A 22254-nucleotide genomic window follows, 5' to 3' on the forward strand; every position below is an offset into this window, starting at 1 on the left:
AGATTTCCCGCTCCCGGCTCAATGAACCGGCGGACGGCGCAAGTCGAGGGTGACGGGGAAATCGCCGGTGCGTTCCGGCTTCGGCGGGTCGACCAGCCCGGGCGTGTGGCCGTGGTCCTGGAAGCGGGCGCGCCGGCGCGCTTCCGCCTCGTAGGAATTGACCGGGAAGGTTTCGTAGTTGCGGCCGCCGGGATGGGCGACGTGATAGACGCAGCCGCCGCGCGAGCGCCGGCTCCAGGCGTCGACGATGTCGAAGGTCAGCGGCGCATGGACCGGAATGGTCGGATGCAGGCCGGAGGCCGGTTTCCAGGCCTTGAAGCGGACGCCGCCGACATATTCGCCGCTGCGGCCGGTCGAGGTCAGCGGCACCGGCCGGCCGTTGCAGGTGACGACATGGCGTTCGGGCTGGACGCCGGTGACCTTCACCTGCAGCCGCTCGACGGAGGAATCGACGAAACGCACGGTGCCGCCGATCGCGCCCTCCTCGCCCATGACGTGCCAGGGTTCGAGCGCCTGGCGCAGTTCCAGCCTGACGCCGGCATGGTCGACCATGCCGGCGAGCGGGAAGCGGAACTCATATTGCGCTTCGAACCAGGCAGGGTCGACCGCATAGCCGGCACGGTCGAGATCGGCGAGCACGCCGAGAAAATCCTCCCAGACGAAATGCGGCAGCATGAAGCGGTCGTGCAGCGCGGTGCCCCAGCGGGCCAGCGGCCCGTCCTGCGGCTCGCGCCAGACCCAGGCGATGATGGCGCGGATCAGCAATTGCTGGGCAAGGCTCATGCGCGGGTCGGGCGGCATTTCGAAACCGCGGAACTCGACCAGGCCGAGGCGGCCCGACGGGCTGTCGGGCGAGAACAGCTTGTCGATGCACAATTCGGTGCGATGGGTATTGCCGGTGGAATCGACCAGGAGGTTGCGGAACAGCCGATCGACCTGCCAGGGCCGGGGCGGCACGCCCTCGCCGGGCTTCGGCACCATGCTCATGGCGATCTCAAGCTCGTAGAGCCCGTCATGGCGGGCCTCGTCGACACGCGGTGCTTGGCTGGTCGGGCCGATGAACATGCCGGAGAACAGGTAGGACAAGGAGGGATGGCGCTGCCAGTAGAGCACCAGGCTCTTCAGCAGGTCGGGCCGGCGCAGGAACGGACTGTCCGAAGGCCTGGCACCGCCGACCACCACGTGATTCCCGCCGCCGGTGCCGGTGTGGCGTCCGTCGAGCATGAATTTCTCGGTGCCGAGCCGCGACAGCCGGGCTTCCTCGTAGAGGCCCTGGGTGATCGCCACGCAGTCGCGCCAGGACGCGGCCGGGTGGACATTGACCTCGATGACGCCGGGGTCGGGGGTGACCTTCACCACATTGAGGCGCGGGTCGGTCGGCGGCGGATAGCCTTCGACATGGACGGCGAGCCCAAGCGATTTGGCGGTGGCCTCGGTCGCGGTGAGGAGCTCGAGATAGTCCTCCAGCCGTTCGGTCGGCGGCATGAAGACGCAGAGACGGCCGTCGCGCGGCTCGACCGCGAGCGCGGTGCGGACCGAATTGTCGCCCGAGATGATCTGCTCGACCTGTTCGGCGCGGCCGGCCTCGCGCTCGTGCTCGGCGGCGACCCGCTGGGTCACCTGCGCCGCGATCTCCTGCGGGTCGGGCAAGGTCTCCGGCACGCTGCCCGGATCGGCGTCGATGACATAGGGGTAGGAGGTCGGCGGCACATGGGGCAGGGCGCCGAGCGGCAGGCGGTACCCGACCGGGCTGTCGCCGGGCACCAGGAACAGCCGCTCGCGCCGGAGCTTCCACTTCTCGGTCATCCAGTTGCGCTTGGCCGGCTCGGCGTTCCAGCGCTGGATCGGCAGGACGAAACCCGAGGGCTTGGTCAGGCCGCGCTCGAACACGCGGGCGATGCGGGCGCGCGCCTCGGCGTCCTCGAGCTTGGAATCGAGCGCGTCGACATTGACCGGCAGGTCGCTCTCCTTGAGCATCCAATGGGCCGGGTCCTCATAGGCCGGCACCGCCGCCTCGGCATCGAGACCGAGCCGGGTCGCAATGCCGGCGGCAAGGGCACCGGCGTCATCGACACTGACCGGGGCCGCGCCGGTTTCCTTGGCGATCAGGCGCGCGTCGCCCCAGATCGGCTTGCCGTCGCGGCGCCAGTAGAGCGCGAAGGTCCAGCGTGGCAGGCTTTCGCCCGGATACCATTTGCCCTGGCCGTAATGGAGGAAGCCGCCCGGCGCGTAGAGGTCACGCAGCCGGCGTATCAGTTCGTCGGCGCGTTCGCGCTTGGTCGGGCCGACCGCCGCGGTATTCCATTCGGCGCCTTCATAGTCGTCGACCGAGACGAAGGTCGGCTCGCCGCCCATGGTCAGCCGGACGTCCTGGGTGGCCAGGTCGGCGTCGACCTTGCCGCCGAGCGCATCGAGCCGGGTCCAGGCCTCGTCCGAGAAGGGCGCGGTGACCCGCGGCCGCTCGTCGATGCGATCGACCCGCATGTCGAAGGCGAAACTCACCTCGGCCGGCTCGACATTGCCCGAAATTGGCGCAGCCGACCGGAAATGTGGCGTCGCCGCGAGCGGGATATGGCCCTCGCCGCAGAGCAGGCCCGAGGTCGGGTCGAGGCCGATCCAGCCGGCGCCGGGGATATAGATCTCGGTCCAGGCATGCAGGTCGGTGAAGTCCTTGTCGGTGCCGGCCGGACCGTCCAGCGCCTTGAGATCCGGCTTCAGCTGGATCAGATAGCCGGAGACGAAGCGCGCCGCGAGGCCGAGCCGGCGGGCGATCTGGACCAGCAGCCAGGCCGAATCCCGGCAGGAACCCGAGGCCCGCTCGAGCGTCTCGTCCGGGGTCTGGACGCCCGGCTCCATGCGAATGACGTAGCTGATGTCGTTCTGGAGCTTCTGGTTGAGCGCGACCAGGAAATCGATCGTCTGGGTGGGGCCACGCGCGATCCCACCGAAATAGCTCTCGAAATGCGTGTCCGAAGGCTCGATCACCAGATAGGGCGCCAGCTCCTCGGCGAGCGCCGGCGTGTATTGGAAAGGATAGGTTTCGGCATAACTCTCGATGAAGAAGTCGAATGGGTTGACCACCGCCATGTCGGCGGTGAGATCGACGGTGACCGAGAACTCGGTGGTCTTTTCCGGAAACACGAAGCGCGCCAGCCAGTTGCCGTGCGGATCCTGCTGCCAGTTCACGAAGTGGCTCTCGGGCACGACCTTCAGCGAATAGCTGGGGATCGTGGTGCGGCTGTGCGGCGCGGGGCGCAACCGGATGACCTGGGGGCCGAGGCCCACCGGCCGGTCGTAGAGGTAACGCGTGACGTGGTGCAACTGCGCGAGAATGGCCATGATCCTACCGGTAATGCCTTCCGGAGAGGGCGTCAAAGACAGCTTAAGCAAAGTTCGCGCCGTGGCGTGCGTGGCACTACCAATAGTCTTCGCTGCGTGGCCGTGATCGGATCAATGCGGCTTGGGGGCGGATCATCATCGTCGAGATCATGCCGATGCAACCGCGCGAGCCCGTCGTCCATCCGGTCGCCATCACCGACCTTCGCCCGACCCAGATCACCGTGGGCATGCGCGAGGTGGAGGAGAAGCGCCGACGCTGGCGCACGACCGAAAAGAAGGGCGACTTCCTCGGTCGCCACATGATCCCGGTGCTGAAGGGTCCGAAGGACCGCTTTTACGTCATCGACCACCACCACCTGGCGCGCGCGCTCGTCGAAGAGGGCGTCGAGGATATCCTGGTGACGGTGATCTCCGACCTTTCCAGCCTCGACAAGGACAATTTCTGGACGGTCTGCGATCTCAAGGGCTGGACCCATCCCTATGACGCCAGCGGCGTCAGGCAGCATTTCCAGGACATACCGAAAAACGTGACCGAGCTCGTCGACGATCCCTATCGCAGCCTGGCGGGATCGTTGCGCCGGGCCGGCGGTTTCGCCAAGGACACCACGCCGTTTTCGGAATTCCTGTGGGCGGCCTATTTGCGCCTTCACATCAAGCGCAAGGTCATCGACATGGATTTCGAAGCGGCGCTGAACAAGGCGATGACGATCGCCCGCGGCGACGAGGCCGGCTACCTGCCCGGCTGGTGCGGGCCGTCCGACGACGCCTGAGCAGTCGGCCGCCTGACGCATCCGGCCTCTGCCATCGGCCGGATATCCCCTGCCGCGCCGAGCCATTATGGTCCCAGCGCGGAGACCCGAAGCCATGCCCCTGACCTTGCCGACTGCCGACGATCATGCCGACCTGCGCGATGCCATGCGCGCGCTGTGCGCCACCTATGACGACGCCTATTGGCGCAAGGTCGACGACGAGCGCGGCTATCCGGAAGCCTTCGCCGAGGCGCTGACCAAGGCCGGCTGGCTGGCGGCCCTGATCCCGGCCGAATATGGCGGGTCCGGGCTCGGCCTGACGGAAGCCTCGATCATCATGGAGGAGATCAACCGGTCCGGCGGCAATGCCGGCGCGGTCCACGGCCAGATGTACAATATGGGGACGATCCTGCGCGGCGGTTCGGCCGAGCAGAAGGCCAAATACCTGCCGCGGATCGCTTCCGGCGAGTTGCGCCTGCAATCCATGGCGGTGACCGAGCCGACCACCGGTACCGACACGACCAAGCTGAAGACCACCGCGGTGAAGAAGGGCAATGACCGCTATGTCGTCAACGGCCAGAAGGTGTGGACCAGCCGGGTGCAGCATTCCGAGCTGATGGTGCTGCTCGCCCGCACCACCCCGGTCGACCAGGTCGCCAAGAAATCCGACGGCCTGTCGGTCTTCCTGGTCGACCTGCGCGAGGCGATCGGCCGGGGCATGACGGTCCGGCCGATCCGCAACATGGTCAATCACGAGACCAACGAGGTGTTCTTCGACGACCTCGAAATACCCGCCGAGAACCTGATCGGGGAAGAGGGCAAGGGCTTCAAGACCATTCTCTCGGGCCTCAATGCCGAGCGAACCCTGATCGCCGGCGAATGTATCGGCGACGGCTACTGGTTCATCGAGCGGGCCAAGAAGTACGGCACCGAACGAATCGTCTTCGATCGTCCGATCGCCAAGAACCAGGGTATCCAGTTCCCGATCTCGCGCGCCTATGTGAACATTCGCGCGGCCGACCTGATGCGCTTCCAGGCCGCGGCGCTGTGCGATGCCGGCGAAGCTTTCGGCGCCGAGGCCAACATGGCCAAGCTGCTCGCGGCGGATGCCTCGTTCGAGGCGGCCAATGCCTGCCTGCAGACCCATGGCGGCTTCGGCTTCGCCGCCGATTATGATGTCGAGCGCAAGTTCCGCGAGACCAGGCTCTACCAGGTGGCGCCGATCTCGACCAACCTGATCCTCGCCTATGTCGGCGAACATGTGCTGGGAATGCCACGATCCTACTGACACGGCCCGCCGGGTTGGAGCCCTGCGGCCAAAAGCCTTGACGCGGCAGGGATTTTCCGGTCCTTCGGAGGTCAACCCGATCATCGCCGGGGTGAGCCGTGCAGCTTTACCTGCCCATTGCCGAACTGCCCGTGAACATGCTCCTGATCCTGAGCATGGGGCTGGCGGTCGGGTTTATTTCCGGCATGTTCGGCGTCGGCGGCGGTTTTCTGCTGACACCGCTGCTGATCTTCATCGGCATTCCGCCGGCTATCGCGGTGGCGAGCGTCTCCGGCCAGATCGCGGCGTCGTCGCTGTCGGGCACGCTCAGCTACTGGCGCAAGAACGCGGTCGACGCGAAGCTCGCCTCGGTGCTGCTGGGCGGCAGCGTGATCGGCTCGGCCGGCGGTGTCGCGGCGTTCTCGCTGCTGCGCCGGGCCGGCCAGCTCGACCTGTTCATCGCGCTGTCCTACGTGACGCTGCTCAGCGGCATCGGTCTGCTGATGGTGATCGAGAGCGGCCGGGCGATCGCCCGCTCGCGCTCCGGCGAGCCGCCGAAACCGGTGCCGACGCGTGACCGGCGCGTCGCTTCCAGCTTGCCCTTCGCCATCCATTTTCCGCGCTCGCGCATCACCATATCGGTCATCCCGGTCATTGCCATCGGGCTCGGCATCGGCTTTCTCGGCTCGATGATGGGCATTGGCGGCGGCTTCCTCCTGGTGCCGGCACTGATCTATCTCCTGCGCGTCTCGACCTCCGTCGTCATCGGCACATCCAGCCTGCAGACGCTGATCACCATGTTGCTGACGGTGATCTTCCACGCCATCACCAATGCCTCGGTGGATGTCGTGCTGGCGCTGCTGCTGATGATCGGCGGCGTGATCGGCGCGCAGTTCGGCGCCCGCACTTCCCTGACGATGAAGGGCGAGGAGCTGCGCCTGATGCTCGGCCTGGTGGTGCTGGCGGTCGGCATCCGCTTCTTCGTCGACCTGGTGCTCAGGCCGGACGACCCGTTTTCCAATACGATCATGGAATGGGTGGTCCGATGACCCGGCTGGCGATCGCCCTCATCGGCCTGATCGCCGCGACCGCCTCGGCCCGGGCCGAGGCGCTGATCACCTCGCTGTCGACCCACCGCCTGCAGATCACCTCGAATTTCGTCGGCTCGGAGATCGTGCTGTTCGGTTCGATCGAGCGCGACAGCCAGACCGTGGCGCGCTCCGGCGGCTATGACATGGCGGTGGTGGTGCGTGGCCCGCGCGCCAAGGTCATCACGCGCCGCAAGGACCGGATGTTCGGTATCTGGATGAACACCGACGCGCGCGAATTCGTCGAGGTGCCGACCTTCTATGCGCTCCTGTCCAACAAGCCGGCGGAGGCGCTGGCCGATCTCGACGTGCGCCGGCGCCAGCAGATCGGCCTGCAGGGCATCGCGCTCGCGACCTCCAGGCCCGGCACCAACCCGGAAGGCACGGTGACCTTTCGCGAAGCCTTCCTCCGGATCAACCAGACCCGCGGGCTGTTCCGCGAGAACCCGACCGGCGTCACCTTCCTGACGCCGACCCTGTTCCGCGCCACCATCCCGGTGGTCGCCAATACGCCGGTGGGCGCTTTCGATGTGGACATCTATCTGATGTCGGGCGGCGTGATCCTGGCGCGTGAGAATACCAATTTCGAGGTGACCAAGACCGGCTTCGAGGCTTTCGTGGCCAATGCGGCGCGCGACAACGGCCTGATCTACGGCATGGCCGCCGCCGCCATGGCGCTGTTCACCGGTTGGGCGGCGAGCGTGGTGTTCCGGCGCGACTGACGCGGGTGACCGCCGTCATCGAACCGTCGCATCGGCATGACAGTCAGCCTTGGGCAGGCACCGGCGTCTTTTTCCTTTTGTGCGATCGGGAGACGCTTTTTTGCCTCTTCGTCATCCTGCCGACGTGAACCGGTAGCCTCCGCGTTCGAAAATGCTTTAGGAACACATCCATGGACGACGAGTTGGAACCGCCACGACTGCAGGGCTGGCAAGGGCGCGTCCTGCTCATGGTCGTGGCCTTCCTCGTCGCCGTGTTCCTGATCGTCTGGCGCAAGGTCGAGTGGCCTTATGCCATCGGTTCGGTGGCGGTGTTGACGGTCGCCGCGCTGATCGTGCGGCGCACCAGCATCGCGCCGATCCCGCCGGATCCGGAACAGCTGGCGCGCCGGGCCGCCCGGCTGACCGACCTCACTATCGAAGGGCTGATCGCGGCCTTGCCGGCGCCGGCCATGCTGATCGATCCGAAACTGATCGTGCGCAGCCACAATGCCAGGGCGATCGACCTGATCGCCGGCCTCAAGCGCGGCGAGCCGCTGACCTTGGCGCTGCGCACCCCCGAAGTGGTCGAGGCGGTGCGCCGGGCGCTCGCCACCAATGCCAGCCAGGAGATCGACTATACCGAGCGGGTGCCGGTCAACCGGTGGTTCCGCGTCGAGGCGGCGCCGGTGGCGCTGACGGTGAAGGCGCGCGACGAAGCGACCCCGGATTTCGTGCTGGTGTCGCTGCGCGACCTGACCGAGGAGCGTCGGCTGGAGCGCCTGCGCGCCGATTTCGTCGCCAATGCCAGCCATGAGCTGCGTACGCCGCTGGCCTCGGTGGTCGGTTTCGTCGAAACCATCCAGGGACCCGCCAAGAACGATCCGGCGGCCCGTGAGCGGTTCCTGGCGATCATGCTGGCCCAGGCCAATCGCATGGCCCGGCTGATCGACGATCTGCTCTCGCTGTCGCGGGTCGAGCTGAACGAACATGTCCGCCCGATGGCGCGGGTCGATCTGGTGCCGCTGCTCGGCCAGGTGCGTGACAGCCTTGGTCCCTATGCCCAGACACTTGGCGTCAGTGTCGGCGTCGCGGCCGCCGAGCCGGCGCTGGTGGTGCTGGGCGACCAGGACGAGCTGTTCCGGCTGTTCGAGAACCTAGTGCAGAATGCCATCAAATATGGCTCGGAAGGCAAGACCGTGGAGATCACGCTCCGGCGCGAGCCGCGCGGCAAGCGTCGCGACGAGGCGGTGGTCGCGGTCCGCGACCACGGCCCGGGCATTCCGCCGGAACATCTGCCGCGCCTGACCGAACGCTTCTACCGCGTCGACGTGGCGTCAAGCCGCGAAAAGGGCGGTACCGGCCTCGGCCTGGCGCTGGTCAAGCATATCGTCAAGCGCCACCGCGGCCGCCTGGCGATCGAAAGCGAGGGGCGGGACGGGGCGACCTTCACGGTCCGGCTGGAAACCGCGGCGGCGGCCGAGCAGGCCGAGGCGCCGGCCGCCGGGGCACCGGCACGCAGCGGGTCGCCTGCGGCAGAATAGCCGAGTCGGCCGGCAAATGCTTGTCGGCGGTCCTGTCGCATCTCATCTAAGCAATTGAAGCCTTGCGTGATTCACCGTCATTGATGTGTCACGTCGCAAGCATAGAACCGTCGTCATATCAGGGTAGGGAAAAGCCCCCTTTTCCCTGCCCACCAGGAGACCCGCATGACCGAGCACATCGTCAGCGCATTCGAGAACGAGCTGAAAGGGTTGGCGCAACGCGTCGCCGAAATGGGCGGGCTGACCGAAAAGCAGATCGTCGGCGCCATCGACGCACTGATCCGCGGCGATGTCGCGCTGGCCTCGACGGTGCGCGCCGCGGACCCGACCATCGATGCGATGCAGCGCGAGATCGAGGAGGTCGGCATCCTGGTCATCGCCCGGCGCCAGCCGATGGCGATCGACCTGCGCGAGATCGTCGGCGCCTTGCGCATCGCGGCCGACCTGGAGCGGATCGCCGATCTCGCCAAGAACATCGCCAAGCGGGTCATCGCCATCAACGGCTCGATGCCGCTGCCCAAGGTGACCGGCGGCTTCGATGCTATGGCGCGCCTGGCGCTCGAGCGCATCAAGGAGGTGCTCGACGCCTTCGCGCAGCGCGACGTGGCTGCCGCCCTCGACGTCTGGAAGTCGGATGGCGACATCGACGCCCTCTACAATTCGCTGTTCCGCGAGCTCCTGACCTACATGCTCGAGGATCCGCGCAATATCGGCGCCTGCACGCATCTGCTGTTCTGCGCCAAGAACCTGGAGCGCATCGGCGATCACGCCACCAATATCGCCGAGACGATCTACTACGTGGTCAATGGCACGACGCTCGCCGAAGAGCGGCCGAAGCTCGACACCACATCGATCGTGACGACGGCCAGTTAATCGCGAAGGATAATCTCATGACCGCACGCATCATGGTGGTCGAGGACGAGGAACCGATCACCGTTCTCCTCCGCTACAATCTCGAAGCCGAAGGCTACCGCGTCGAAACGGTGATGCGCGGCGACGAGGCCGAGGTGCGGCTGCGTGAGGCGGTCCCCGATCTGATGCTGCTCGACTGGATGCTGCCGGGGCTGTCGGGCATCGAGCTTTGCCGGCGCATCCGGCTGCGCGCCGAAACCGAGCGGCTGCCGGTGATCATGCTCACCGCCCGCGGCGAGGAAGGCGAGCGGGTGCGTGGGCTCGCCACCGGCGCCGACGACTATGTGGTGAAGCCGTTCTCCGTCCCCGAGCTGCTGGCGCGAATCCGGGCGCTGCTGCGCCGGGCGAAGCCCGAGCACCTGTCGAGCCTCTTGAAGTCGGGCGATATCGAGCTCGATCGCGAGACGCGCCGGGTCCATCGCTCCGGCCGCGAGATCACGCTCGGGCCGACCGAGTTCCGGCTGCTCGAATTCCTGATGCAGTCGCCGGGCCGTGTCTATACCCGCGAGCAATTGCTCGACGGCGTCTGGGGCCGTGACGTCTATATCGACGAGCGCACGGTCGACGTTCATATCGGCCGCCTGCGCAAGGCGGTGAAGCGTGGGCGCGAGGCCGACCCGATCCGCACCGTGCGCGGTTCCGGTTATGCCTTCAACGAGCGTTTCGCCGGCGCGGCCTGAGGCTCTTGCCGGGCGGTCTTGGTCATCGCCCGGCCGCCCTTCCTTGCAGGATCATCCAAGCGCGTCGTTCAAACGATGCTGTGCTCGAACATCCTTGGCTCAAATCAGCTCAATTGTGCGATGAGCTTGCCGAGCACACGCTTGTAGTCGAGAAAATCGATGAAGATGCCGTGCGGCCCCGCATCCTTCGGTCGCGGCGCCGCGCAATGGCGGGCGATCTCCCGGCGGAAGGCGCTGGCCTTGTCGGGCGCGTCGCGACGGGCCGTCAGATAGGCCACAACCGCTCGCGCCTGCAGGTCGCGGCCGGGCCAGCCGATGCCGGCGCCTTCGATCATGCCGACGACGAACAGGTTGTTGTCGGCAGGCGGGAAAATGTTCAGATGCAGGTGCGGCGCCGGCGTCCGCCAGTTCAATTCAGCCGCGAGGGCCGCCTCGTCGAGAAACGGGAAGGTGATGCGGTAGCCGGTGGCCAGCAGTACGAGATCGACCTCGTCGGCCCGGCCATCTGTGAAGATGACGCGGTTGCCGTCGAGCTCCTCGATCGGCGGGCGGACCTGGATGTCGCCCTGGCCGAGATGCTGCAGCACCAGCGAATTGACCACCGGGGTGCGGTCATAGAGCCGGTGCATCGGGCGCGGCAGTCCGAAGTTTTCGGGCGCGCCGACGACGAAGCGCAGCACCGCCTCGTGCAGGATCGAGCGCAGCCGGCGCGGCAGCGCGAATTTCGCCTTGTGACTGGCTTCGTCGGCAGGCCTGCCGCGCAGGAATTTCGGGGTGAAGTGATTGCCCGAGCGGACCGACCACAACACTTTGGTGGCCCGGTGCACCGCGTCGACCGCGATATCGCAGCCGGTATTGCCCATGCCGACGATCAGCACCCGCTTGCCGTCGAAAATGGCGGCGTTCTTGTAGGTTTTCGAATGCATCAACTCGCCGGAAAAGCTGCCGGGGATCTGCGGCAGTTCCGGATCGGTCAGATGGCCGTTGGCGATCACCACGCCCTCGTAATCGCGGCTGCTCGCATCGTCGAAGGTCGCCTGCCAGCCATCCGCCCGGCGCGCCAGCCGGGTCACCGCCCGGTTGAAGCGGATCGACGGGTAGAGGCCGAAATGGCGGGCATAGCTCCTGAGATAGCCGAGCACCTGGGCGTGGTGGGGATAGGCCGGCCAGTCCTCGGGCATGGGATAATCGGCGAAGGCCGTGGTGGTCTTGGACGAGATCAGATGGGTCGAGGCATAGACGCCGCTCGACGGCGCGTCGTAGAGCCACTGGCCACCGATATCGGCATGGCGTTCGACCACCTCGAAAGGCAGGCCCGCCTCCTTGAACACCCGGACGGTGGCGAGCCCGGCCGGTCCGGCGCCAATGACGAGGAAGGTCATGACCGGGCCCTCGCCTGCCAGTAGCGGTCGAAGACCTCCGCCGCCGCCAAGGCCGGCACATAACCAAAGACGGTCTTCAGGCGGTCATTGGACAGAACCGGCCGGTATTGCAGGAAATTGACCTGGGCCGGGCCGAGCCGGGTCAGCGTCAGCTGGTTGGCCAGCCGCAGCGCGCCGCGCAGCAGGGCGGGCGGCAGCGGCCAATAGGGCTTGCCGATGCGCGCGGCGATCTCGGCGAGCGACAGGGTGCCGTCACCGGCGAGATTATAGATACCCGATGGGCTTGCCGGATCGGTCGCGCGGACCAGGGCAGCAATGACATCGGTCTCGCTGATCAGGCTGAAGGGCGTGGCGCTGCCGGCGAGGCCGATGACCACCGGGCGTTCGAAAATGGCGGTGATCTGGTTGCGGACACCGGGCCCCAGCACGGTGCAGGGGCGGAACACCACCTGTTCGAGCTCGGCATGGGTCGCGCGCGCTTCGGCGAGCAGTTCCTCGACCAGCCGCTTGTGGCGCGAATAGGGGAAGTCGTCATTGCCGCGCAACGGATCTGCCTCGCTGAGCGGCTGGGGATTGTCGCCATGATAGCCATAGGCCGCGCCGCTGGAGGTCACCACCAGGCGGGTGACGCCGGCGGCGAGGCAGGCCCTGACGACATTGCCGGTACCGACCACGTCGATGGCATAGTCGCGCTCGGGATCGCCGCCGGCAGCGACCACGGATGCCAGATGCACCACGACCCGCGGCTTGTGGCGTTTCATGAGCGCGACGAGCGAGCCGTCGCAGATGTCGCCGCGCTCATTGACGACACCAGGCACCGGTTGCGCCGGCGCGCGGATGTCGAGCCCGATGAGCGCTTCGCCACGCGAGGCCAGTTGCCTGACCAGGCCCTGGCCGATGAAACCGGCGGCGCCGGTCACCAGGATGCCCCGGTTCATTCCGCGGCCGCCTTGCTGTCGCGCCGGGTCCAGAAAGCCGCCAGCGCCCAGCCCGACACGATATGCCAGATGCCCCAGCCGGCCGCGATCAGGGCGGCGCCGCCCAGCGCGTCGAACTGGTTGAGAATGAGGGCCAGCCCCAGACCCGAATTGTGCATGCTCACCTCGATCGCCATCGCGCGGGTGTCGTAATCGCTGAGCCGCCAGAACCGCGCCGCCAGCCAGCCGATCGCGACCGCGATGGTGTTGTGCAGAATCACCAGGGGAATGATGTCGCTGACGAAGGTGAGGAAATAACGGCCATTGGCGGCGGTCGCCGCGACGATGAAGCCGATGAGGAAGACGAAGGAGGCGATCTGGAACGGCCGTTGGAGCCGCTCCGCCAGGCGCGGCCGGAAATGCACGGTCAGCATGCCGGCCGCCAGCGGCAGGCCCAGCAGCAGCACGGTGGTGCCGAGGAACGAAGCCGGTTCGATGCTGACCTGGCGCAGCAGCGCCGCGGTCGCCGGATTGAGGCCGGCCCAGAACAGGATGTTGAGCGGCGTGGTGACCACCGCCAGGATGTTGGAGATGCCGGTCATCGAGATCGACAGCGCGGTATTGCCGCGCGCCAGATGGGTCATCAGGTTGGAGATATTGCCGCCCGGGCAGGCGGCGACGATGATCATGCCCAGCGCCACGCTCGGCTGGGGTTTCAGGATCATGGTGATCACAAAGGTCACCGCCGGCAGGATCAGGATCTGCGCGACGAGGCCGGTGACCGGCGCCAGCGGCCGGGAAAAGACTTCGGTGAAGTCCTTCCAACGCAGTTCCAGCGCCACGCCGAACATGATCAATGCCAGGATCAGGTTGAGCGCCAGCTGACCCGTCGGATTGATCTGGATCAGAACGCTGTCGATCCCCATGCCGCTTCCCCCGGAGTGTCAGCCCGGGCGTCTGGCGGCCCGATTCAACCTCTGCGGGAGTGAGCATCGCAAGATCGCCGGCAGGCTTCAAGCCGGCGAAGCGTCTGCGGATTTCCGGGCTTCAGGCCTCGAGGCTTTCCTTCAGCAGTTCGAGCTCGAGCCAGCGCTCCTCGGCCTCGTGCAATTCGCCCTGCGCCTTGGCGAGCGCGGCGGAAGCCTTGTCGAAAGCGGCGCGATCGCGCGCGAACAGGCCGTGATCGGCCAGGATCGCCTGCAGCTTGGCGATGTCGCGGCCGAGCGCATCCATGCGCTTGGGCAGGCTGTCGAGATCGTGCTTCTCGCGAAACGACAGCTTGCGCTTGGCGCTGGCCTGCGGGCCGTCGTCACGCGCTGCCTGGGGCTCGGCGGCGCGCCTGGCCTGTTTCTCCGCCGCCCGGGCGGTGACGCCCACGCCGCGCTGCGCGACCATGTCGGAATAGCCGCCGGCATATTCGAGCCAGCGGCCTTCGCCTTCGCTGACCAGGACGGAGGTGCAGACCCGGTCGAGGAAATCGCGGTCGTGGGAGACCAGGATCACCGTGCCGGGGAAATCGGTCAGCATTTCCTGCAGGAGGTCGAGGGTCTCGAGGTCGAGATCATTGGTCGGCTCGTCGAGCACCAGCAGGTTGGCCGGGCTCGCCAGGGCGCGGGCGAGCAAAAGCCGGCCGCGCTCGCCGCCGGAGAGCACGCCGACCGGCGTGCCCTTCTGCTCGGGCGTGAACAGGAAGTCCTTCATATAGCCGATGACGTGGCGGTTCTCGCCATTGACCGTGACATAGTCACCGCGGCCGAGCGTCAGCGCGTCCATCAGCGGGGTGGTGGGGTCGAGCGCCTCGCGCTTCTGGTCGAGCGTCACCATGGCGAGATTGGTGCCGAGCTTGATGCTGCCGGTGTCGGGCGCGAGCGTGCCGGTGAGGAGACCGACCAGCGTGGTCTTGCCGGCGCCGTTCGGGCCGACAATGCCCAGCCGGTCGCCGCGCAGGATGCGGATGGAGAGGTCGTCGACGATGACCCGTTCGCCGAAAGCCTTGGTGATGCCGCGCGCCTCGACCACCCGCTTGCCGGAGGGATCGGCGTCGCTGATCGTCATCGAGACATTGCCGACCGCCTTGCGATGTTCGCGGAAGTCGGTGCGCAGGCCCTGGAGCTGGCCGAGCCGCCGGACATTGCGCTTGCGCCTGGCCGAGACGCCGTAACGCAGCCAATGCTCCTCGCGGGCGATCTGCCGGTCGAGCTTGTGCTGATCCTTTTCTTCCTGCTCCAGCACTTCGTCACGCCAGGCCTCGAACGAGGCAAAGCTCTTGTCGAGGCGGCGGGTGGTGCCGCGGTCGAGCCAGATGGTGGCGCGCGACAGGTTTTCCAGGAAGCGCCGGTCGTGACTGATCATGACGATGGCGGATGGCGAGGCGGCAATGGTCTTTTCCAGCCATTCGATGGCCGGCAGGTCGAGATGGTTGGTCGGCTCGTCGAGGATCAGGATGTCGGGCGAAGGCGCCAGGGCTCTGGCCAGCACCGCGCGCTTGACCTCGCCGCCGGACAGCGAGGTGGTCCCCTCCTCGCCCGAGAGGCCAAGCTCGTTCAGCAGATAACGCGCGCGATAGGGATCGTCGCCGGGACCGAGGCCGGCCTCGACATAGGCCAGCGTCGTGGCGAAGCCGGTCAGGTCCGGCTCCTGCGGCAGGTAGCGGATGGTGGCGCTCGGCTGGGCGAAGCGCGTGCCGCCATCGGCCTCGATCAGGCCGGCGGCGATCTTGAGCAGGGTCGATTTGCCCGAGCCGTTGCGCCCGACAAGCGCCAGCCGGTCGCCGGCCTCGACCGACAGATTGGCGCTGGTCAGAAGCGGAGTGCCGCCAAAGGTGAGGCGGATATCCTGCAATTGCAAAAGAGGAGGAGCCATGGGCAGCCCTCTACCATTGTCGCGCCCGGAGTGCACCCGGTCATTGGCAGACGGCCACGCCGATCATGCGACGCGGCGCGTCAGGCGGCGGCAACCTCGCTCAGGAAGCCGTCGACCGAGGCGGACAGCCGCTGGCCGGCATGGGTCAGCGCGTCCGAGGCGGTCAGGACGCTGGCCGACTGGGCCGATGTCTCGCCGATCACGCCCTTGACGCCCGAGACGTTGCGCGACAGCTCCGTCGTGCCGGTCGCGGCGCGCTGAATGTTGCGGGCGATCTCGGCGGTGGCGGCGCCCTGTTCCTCGATCGCGGCCGCCACCGTGGCGGTGACGCTGGTGATCTCGCTCATCGTGCCGGTAATGGTCCGGATAGCCGCCACCGCGCTGCCGGTCGAAACCTGGATCCCGGCGATCTGGGCGGCGATGTCGTCGGTCGCCCGGGCGGTCTGGGTTGCCAGGCTCTTGACCTCTGCGGCGACCACCGCGAAGCCCCGGCCGGCGACACCGGCCCGGGCGGCCTCGATGGTCGCATTCAGCGCCAGCAGATTGGTCTGGGCGGCGATCGCGCGGATCAAAGCGACGACGTCGCCGATCCGGCCGGCGGCGTCGGCAAGCCGGTTGACCTCGCCATTGGTGCGGCTCGCGATGTCGCCGGCCTGTCCGACGATCGCCTGTGCCTGCGTCACCTGGCTCGCGACTTCCCGGATCGAGACGGCGAGCTCCTCGGCGGCGGCGGCCACCATCTGGACATTGGCCGAGGTCTGTTCGGATGCCGCAGCGGCGGAATCGGACTGGCTGTCGGCCTCGCGGGCGATGACGTTGAGCGAACGGGCGGTGGTCTCCATCCGCTCGGTATTGCTGCGCAGCACGGTCACGACGTCGGCCATGTCGGTGCGGAACCGGCCGAACAACTGGTCGACCCGGGCCTGACGCCGTGCCCGGACAGCGTCCTCGTCGCGGGCCGCCTCCAGACGCAGGCGCTCGATCGCGCCGTCGCGGAAGACCGTGACGGCGCGGCCCATTTCGCCGAGCTCGTCCTGCCGCTCCGCCTCGGGTATCGTCAGGTCGGTTTCGCCGGCCGCCAGCCGCGACATGGTGGAGGTCAAGGCGCGGATCGAGCGGATCAGGCCGGTGCTGAAGAACAAGGCGAGGCCGGCGAGCATGACGGTCAGCAGGATCGAGGCGCCAATGGTCAGCACCAGGGCGGTGGCGGCGGTCTCGTCGATGCGGCGCTGCGCCTCGGATTGCTGGAGCGCGGCGCGATCGATCAGTCTCTGGATGCCGGCAACGGCCGCTTCGCCGGTATGCACGCCATTGGCGAGCTCCCGTGTCCGTTCCTGCACGGTTTCGGCCCAGGCGGAAAACCCGCGGACATAGCCGGCCAGCATGTCCTTCATCTTGGCCTGGGCCGGCAGGGGCAGCTCATTGTCCTGCAGCAGGGCGTCGAATTCGGCGACGCCTTTGCGAAACCGCTCGAGTTCCTCGGTGGTCAGGCGCAGCATGAAGTCCTTTTCGGAGCGGCGCAGGCGCAGCATGGCGATCTGAAAGTTGCGCGTGTCGGCGCAGCAGACCGAGGCGAGCTTCTGCAGCGTGTCCTCGACGCCGTGGATGGCGCGGCGCAATTCGCCGTTCAGGCCTGAATCGGCATCCCGTCCCAGGCGTTCCTGGACGGCAGCGAGCCGGTCGAACACGGCCGCGACCTGTTTCGGTGCCGCAAGGCCGAGCGTGAGATCCTCGGGCGCGAAGATCGCTGCGAGCGGCGAGGTGGCGATCGCCGCGGCGTCGCGGCCGGCCCGTTCGGCGAGGCGGGCGAATGGCGCACCCTGATCGCCGTCTTCGGCGGTCGCCGGAAGGCTGATGGCCCCGCTCATCGCACGCACCGTCGTGCGCAGGTCATAGGCGCTGCGGAGCAGGTCGTTGGCGGCCGTCAGCTCGACGATCGCGTGGTTCGTCTGGCGCGACGACCACCAGGACAGGGCCGTCAGCCCGACCAGTCCGACGATCGGAATGACGGCGATGACGAGGATCCGCGCACGGACTGAAAGGGCGTTGGACTGCGGCATAAAAATGGTCTGCACTGGCCATGGGAAAGCTGCCGCAACCTCGGCGACTCACCTGAACCAAGGGTTAAACTTAGCCGGGGCGAGCGTTCCATTTTTTTGGTAAATTCAGTAGTCGACTCAATAGTTTAATATGCCTTGATTCGGGTGTCCGGAAGGACGTTTCCCGTGGTATCGACAAGGTCCGTGGGACATGCGTTTTCTCGTCGTCTATTGCCATCCCTGTCCGGAGAGTTTTACCGCGGCGATACGCGACACCGCGGTCGCGGCGTTGCAGGACGGCGGGCATGAATTGCGTGTCCTCGACCTGTACGCCGAGGGCTTCGATCCCGTCATGTCGGCCGAGGAGCGGCGCGCCTATCACACAGCCGGCGTCAACGAAGCGCCGGTCGCCGGGCACCTCGCGGCGCTGCGCTGGTGCGAGGCCCTGCTGTTCGTCTATCCGACCTGGTGGTACGGCCTGCCGGCCATGCTGAAGGGCTGGCTCGACCGGGTCTGGGTGCCGCACGCGACCTTCGGCATGCCGGAGGGCCGCATGCCGATCGGACGGGTGATGACCAATATCCGTTTCATCGGCGCGGTCTCGACGCTCGGCTCGCCCTGGTGGTGGTGGCGTCTCGTCATGTCGGAGCCCGGCCGGCGCACCTTGCTGCGCGGCCTGCGGCCGCTGGTTCATCCACGCGCCAGAACCTTGTGGCTGGCGCTGCACCGGATCGACACCGCCTCGCAGGACGATCGCGAGCGTTACCTCGCCAAGATCAGCCGGAGTCTCGGGCGGGTTCGCTAGCGGCGGCGGGTCGTTGTGATGGCGAGAGGCGGCGTGCGGCAGGATTTTCCATGTCCGCAGCCGGGCTGTTCCTGGCGCCGGACGACCGCTGCCGCTCAGCCGCCAAGGGCCGACGGGCGGCGAAGCTTCGGCCGGGCCGGGACGCCGGCCTCCACCGCGCTCCAGGCCTTGGCGAGGCTGTCGCGGATCAGGTCGACGGCCTGGTCGATGCGGCCGAGATGCGGGCCCCGGATGAGCCGGACATCAAAATCGAGCGGCATGTCCGGAACCAGCAGACGTTTCAGGCCATGGCGCCGCGCATAGGGCGCGAGACGGCGTGCCGGCACCATGCCGATACCGACGCCCTGAGCGATCAGCGCGGTCTGCAGGTCCAGACCCTGGACCTCGGCGGCGATGCGGATGCCGGCGCCGGCGGTCGCCAGAAGCGCGGTGAGGGCGTGGCGGGCATCGCAAGGCTCCGGGCTCAGCACCCAGTCCATGGCACCAAGCGTGGCGCAGCTCAGCCGGCGCGGCAGCACCCGCTCCGCCGGCGCGACCACCACCATGCGCTCGCCGGCGATCGTCTCGCTGCGCAGTCCGGAGGGGGACACCGTCGCTGCGCCGGCCGTCAGCATGACGGCCGCGTCGAGCTTGTCCGCACCGACCAGATCGGCGAGATCGCGGGCCCAGCCGCCGATGACGCGCAGCTCGACCTTCGGAAATTGCGCCCGGACCGCATGGACCGCGTCGGCAATGGTCTCCGCCGCCAGCGCCGAGGCAAAGCCGATCCGAAGGGTGCCATGTGGCTCGGCGCCGGCAGCCGTGCTCGCCTTGAGGTCGCCAATGGCGCCGAGGATGGCCCGGCAACGTTCGAGTGCTTCCAGTCCCGCCGGCGTCAGGCGCGGCGGCTTGACGCGGCGGTCGAGCAGGATCGTGCCGAGTTCGGTTTCCAGGCGCTGGATCTGCCGTGTCACGGCCGACTGGGTCAGCGGCAGGCGCTCGGCGGTCAGTTGGATCGAGCCGGTTTCGGCGAGCAGCACGAAGCTGCGCATTTCATCCAGCATCATGTCTCCAGGGCATAATTATTCTGAGAATAATGAATTTGCATACTAGGCCGGCTTGATCAAAAGCTCAAACCCATCGCGACCCCGGACCCTGGAGAAACCGGACATGAGAGCTTTTGTCATCGAACAGCACGGTATCGCCAATCTCAGCGAGGTCGAACGGCCGATCCCCGCGCCGCGCCACGGCGAGGTGGTGATCCGGGTGGCCGCCGCGGCGCTGAACTATCGCGACGTCGAGATCATCGAGGGCAGCTATCACACGGGCTTCGATCTGCCATTGATTCCGCTCTCCGACGGGGCCGGCGAGGTGGTGGCGGTCGGCGAGGGCGTCACGCGGGTCGGCGTCGGCGACCGGGTCGCCGGCACGTTCTGGCAGAGTTGGGTCGGCGGCGATTTCGCCATGGCCGAGGCCGGCGGCCAATTGGGCGGACCGATCGACGGCATGCTGGCGGACTATGTCCGGCTCCGCGCCGACGGCGTGGTTCGCGTGCCGGCGCATCTGACCGACGAGGAGGCGGCGACCTTGCCCTGCGCCGGGCTCACCGCCTGGCATGCGCTGGTCACCGAAGGCCGGATCAAGCCGGGTGACACGGTGCTGGTGCAGGGCACCGGCGGCGTCTCGATCTTCGCGCTGCAATTCGCCAGGCTGGCAGGTGCCGGCGTCATCGTCACATCGAGCAGCGACGCCAAGCTGGAACGCGCGAAGGCATTGGGCGCGCGTGGCGGCATCAATTACCGCGATGTTCCCGCGTGGGGTCCGGACGTGCGCGATCTGGCCGGTGGCGGCGGGGTCGATCATGTCATCGAGGTCGGCGGCCCAGGCAGCTTCGCCCAGTCGCTGACGGCGATCCGGCCGGGCGGGCAGATCAACGTGATCGGCTATCTCGGCGGGATCGACGGCACCATCAATCCGCTCGACATCTTCAGGCGCAAGGCCCGGGTGCGCGGCATTCCGGTCGGCTCGCGCGAATCGTTCGAAGCAATGAACCGGGGCATCGGGCAAAGCGGCCTGCGGCCGGTCATCGACCGGGTCTTTCCGCGGGCGGAAGTGCGCGCCGCGCTCGACTATTTCCGCTCCGGCCGGCATTTCGGCAAGGTCGTGCTGCGGTTCTGAAGGCGACGACCGGCGCCGCTCAGTCCTCGAACAGGCTCGAGACGCTCTCTTCGCTGGCGGTGCGCGCGATGGCCTCGCCGATCAGGCTGGCGATCGACAGCGTGCGGATGTTGCGGGCCACCCGCACGGCTTCAGTCGGCAGGATGGAATCGGTGATCACCAGTTCCTTCAGCTTCGAAGCGGTGATACGGGCCACCGCGCCGCCCGACAGCACGCCATGGGTGATATAGGCGGAGACGTCCTTGGCGCCGCGCGCCAGCAAGGCTTCGGCGGCATTGACCAGGGTGCCGCCGGAATCGACGATATCGTCGACCAGGATGCAGCTCTTGCCCTCGACATCGCCGATGACGTTCATCACCTCGCTCTGGCCGGGCTGTTCGCGGCGCTTGTCGACGATGGAGAGCGGGGCATCGATGCGCTTGGCGAGCGCGCGGGCGCGCACCACGCCACCGACATCGGGCGACACCACCATGACCTTGGAAAGGTCGAGCCGCTCCTTGATGTCGCGGGCGAGCAAGGGCGCGGTGAACAGGTTGTCGGTTGGAATATCGAAGAAGCCCTGGATCTGCCCGGCATGCAGGTCGAGCGTCATGACGCGGTCGGCGCCGGCGCGGGTGATCAGGTTGGCCACCAGCTTGGCCGAAATCGGCGTGCGCGAGCCGGAGCGTCGATCCTGGCGGGCGTAACCGAAATAGGGAATGACCGCCGTGATGCGCTTGGCTGACGAGCGACGCAGGGCGTCGCAAATGATCAGCACCTCCATCAGGTGGTCATTGGCGGGAAACGACGTCGACTGGACGATATAGACATCCTCGCCGCGCACATTCTCCTGGATCTCGACGAAGATCTCCATGTCGGCGAAGCGCCGCACCGAGGACTTGGCCAGAGGCGTCTGGAGATAAGCGCCGATCGCCTCGGCGAGCGGACGGTTGGAGTTGCCGGAAACGATCTTGATCCCGGGTTTTCTCGACATAAGGCTTGTCCCGCTGGCTTTCGGCTGCGGGGCCCTCATAGCAACCGTGGTCTCACGCGACAATGGCATGAAGGCCAGAGAATCCGGCGATCAACAGGCTGTGACGCGGAAATGACAGTCAGCGGGACCCGGAAACCGGTATCAACGGGCCGCCGGTGCCAACCGTGGATTGTGGCGGGGCGGCGACGGGCGCCGCCTGGGGCGAGGCGAAGGTCATGACCTGCGTGGTGCCCGACGCCCCGGCCGACGAGGCGACAACCGGTTGCGCGGCCGGCGCGGGCTCGGGCGCCGGGACTGTCGCGGTCGCCGGCGCGGCCGCCGGTACGCCCTGCGGCGTGGCGAGCCAGGTGGCGATCTGGTCCATGCTGCGGCTGGCGATGCGGCTTGCCGCGGCCTCGTCCAGCCCGCTCCAGGCATCGCTGCCACGAGGCTGCACGCGCTCCTCGCCGACGATGCGGGTGGAGCGCCGGCGCTCGGGGTCGAAGACATCCCAGACATAGGAAACGGTGGCGGTATCGCCGGAACGGGCGGTGGCCATGTAGCCGCGCACCCGGTAACGCGCGCCGTCGCGGTTGCCGACGACCTGGATCTGGCGGGCCTGGGCCTCGCCGGCCAGCCGCCCGGCCACCCGCTGGTTGACCGCCGAGGGTGCGCCGTCGATCGGCTCGAAAGCGATCGCCCCACGCGGCGGCGTGCTGCCGGCGACCGGTCCGTCACCGCCGGTGCAGGCACCGAGCGTGAGCGAAGCGAGCAGGAGGGCGACGCTTCCGTCGAGCAGGTTTCTGGCCATGGCTCATCTCCGATCGCCGCCAGGGATAACCGACGCGCAGGCGTCGGTCCAG

18 protein-coding genes are annotated in these 22254 nt (G+C 67.4%); 9 read left to right on the forward strand and 9 right to left on the reverse strand.

What is annotated here, in order from left to right; all coding sequences use genetic code 11:
- Positions 1–18: 18 nt before the first annotated feature.
- Positions 19–3339: a transglutaminase family protein gene (locus AC07WJ_RS08440; protein WP_494934116.1), complete on the reverse strand. Its 3321-nt coding sequence runs from the start codon at positions 3337–3339 to the stop codon at positions 19–21.
- A gap of 155 nt (positions 3340–3494) precedes the next feature.
- On the opposite strand from AC07WJ_RS08440, the gene AC07WJ_RS08445 reads away from it, so the two are divergent.
- From AC07WJ_RS08445 to phoB, 7 genes are all read left to right on the forward strand, one after another.
- Positions 3495–4109 (forward strand): ParB-like protein, encoded by a 615-nt coding sequence (locus AC07WJ_RS08445; protein WP_494934755.1) that lies wholly within the window; start codon positions 3495–3497, stop codon positions 4107–4109.
- A 94-nt stretch (positions 4110–4203) separates the two neighbouring features.
- On the forward strand, positions 4204–5376 hold the full coding sequence (locus AC07WJ_RS08450) for an acyl-CoA dehydrogenase family protein (RefSeq protein ID WP_494934117.1): 1173 nt from the start codon (positions 4204–4206) through the stop codon (positions 5374–5376).
- A 98-nt stretch (positions 5377–5474) separates the two neighbouring features.
- On the forward strand, positions 5475–6404 hold the full coding sequence (locus AC07WJ_RS08455; protein WP_494934118.1) for a sulfite exporter TauE/SafE family protein: 930 nt from the start codon (positions 5475–5477) through the stop codon (positions 6402–6404).
- Entirely contained in the window at positions 6389–7165 is a 777-nt protein-coding gene (locus AC07WJ_RS08460; RefSeq protein ID WP_494934119.1) for a TIGR02186 family protein, read from the forward strand. The genes AC07WJ_RS08455 and AC07WJ_RS08460 overlap by 16 nt, the downstream gene beginning before the upstream one ends.
- A gap of 170 nt (positions 7166–7335) precedes the next feature.
- Positions 7336–8685: an ATP-binding protein gene (locus AC07WJ_RS08465; RefSeq protein WP_494934120.1), complete on the forward strand. Its 1350-nt coding sequence runs from the start codon at positions 7336–7338 to the stop codon at positions 8683–8685.
- A gap of 165 nt (positions 8686–8850) precedes the next feature.
- Positions 8851–9558: a phosphate signaling complex protein PhoU gene (phoU, locus tag AC07WJ_RS08470; RefSeq protein ID WP_494934121.1), complete on the forward strand. Its 708-nt coding sequence runs from the start codon at positions 8851–8853 to the stop codon at positions 9556–9558.
- A 17-nt stretch (positions 9559–9575) separates the two neighbouring features.
- Complete coding sequence (gene phoB, locus AC07WJ_RS08475; protein ID WP_038307673.1) at positions 9576–10277, forward strand: phosphate regulon transcriptional regulator PhoB; 702 nt, start codon at positions 9576–9578, stop codon at positions 10275–10277.
- A gap of 104 nt (positions 10278–10381) precedes the next feature.
- On the opposite strand, the gene AC07WJ_RS08480 is transcribed toward phoB, so the two are convergent.
- The 5 genes from AC07WJ_RS08480 to AC07WJ_RS08500 all read right to left on the reverse strand — a co-directional run bounded on the left by AC07WJ_RS08480 (position 10382) and on the right by AC07WJ_RS08500 (position 17498).
- Positions 10382–11659 (reverse strand): flavin-containing monooxygenase, encoded by a 1278-nt coding sequence (locus tag AC07WJ_RS08480; protein ID WP_494934122.1) that lies wholly within the window; start codon positions 11657–11659, stop codon positions 10382–10384.
- Entirely contained in the window at positions 11656–12597 is a 942-nt protein-coding gene (locus AC07WJ_RS08485; RefSeq protein ID WP_494934123.1) for an SDR family oxidoreductase, read from the reverse strand. The genes AC07WJ_RS08480 and AC07WJ_RS08485 overlap by 4 nt, the downstream gene beginning before the upstream one ends.
- Positions 12594–13502 carry a bile acid:sodium symporter family protein gene (locus AC07WJ_RS08490; RefSeq protein WP_494934124.1) on the reverse strand — a complete coding sequence of 303 codons (909 nt, stop codon included), beginning with the start codon at positions 13500–13502 and terminating at the stop codon, positions 12594–12596. The genes AC07WJ_RS08485 and AC07WJ_RS08490 overlap by 4 nt, the downstream gene beginning before the upstream one ends.
- Positions 13503–13623: 121 nt before the next feature.
- On the reverse strand, positions 13624–15438 hold the full coding sequence (locus AC07WJ_RS08495; RefSeq protein WP_494934125.1) for an ABC-F family ATP-binding cassette domain-containing protein: 1815 nt from the start codon (positions 15436–15438) through the stop codon (positions 13624–13626).
- Between the two features lie 80 nt (positions 15439–15518).
- A complete protein-coding gene (locus tag AC07WJ_RS08500; protein WP_494934126.1) occupies positions 15519–17498 on the reverse strand; it encodes a methyl-accepting chemotaxis protein in 1980 nt (659 codons plus the stop codon).
- 190 nt (positions 17499–17688) lie between these two features.
- Between AC07WJ_RS08500 and AC07WJ_RS08505 the strand changes: the two genes are divergently transcribed.
- Entirely contained in the window at positions 17689–18282 is a 594-nt protein-coding gene (locus AC07WJ_RS08505; RefSeq protein ID WP_494934127.1) for an NAD(P)H-dependent oxidoreductase, read from the forward strand.
- A gap of 95 nt (positions 18283–18377) precedes the next feature.
- Here AC07WJ_RS08505 and AC07WJ_RS08510 read toward each other — a convergent pair whose 3' ends face one another.
- Positions 18378–19325, reverse strand: coding sequence for a LysR family transcriptional regulator (locus tag AC07WJ_RS08510; protein WP_494934128.1), 948 nt, complete (start codon positions 19323–19325; stop codon positions 18378–18380).
- Between the two features lie 106 nt (positions 19326–19431).
- Here AC07WJ_RS08510 and AC07WJ_RS08515 point away from each other — a divergent pair, with 106 nt between their 5' ends.
- Complete coding sequence (locus tag AC07WJ_RS08515) at positions 19432–20439, forward strand: zinc-dependent alcohol dehydrogenase family protein (RefSeq protein ID WP_494934129.1); 1008 nt, start codon at positions 19432–19434, stop codon at positions 20437–20439.
- 19 nt (positions 20440–20458) lie between these two features.
- Here AC07WJ_RS08515 and AC07WJ_RS08520 read toward each other — a convergent pair whose 3' ends face one another.
- Together AC07WJ_RS08520 and AC07WJ_RS08525 are read right to left on the reverse strand one after the other, a co-directional pair.
- Positions 20459–21412, reverse strand: a complete 954-nt coding sequence (locus tag AC07WJ_RS08520; RefSeq protein WP_494934130.1) for a ribose-phosphate pyrophosphokinase — start codon at positions 21410–21412, stop codon at positions 20459–20461.
- Positions 21413–21530: 118 nt separating this feature from the next.
- Complete coding sequence (locus AC07WJ_RS08525; protein ID WP_494934131.1) at positions 21531–22202, reverse strand: hypothetical protein; 672 nt, start codon at positions 22200–22202, stop codon at positions 21531–21533.
- Positions 22203–22254 lie beyond the last annotated feature (52 nt).

It is taken from the genome of Phreatobacter sp. GW821-FHT04C01 (assembly GCF_059420385.1).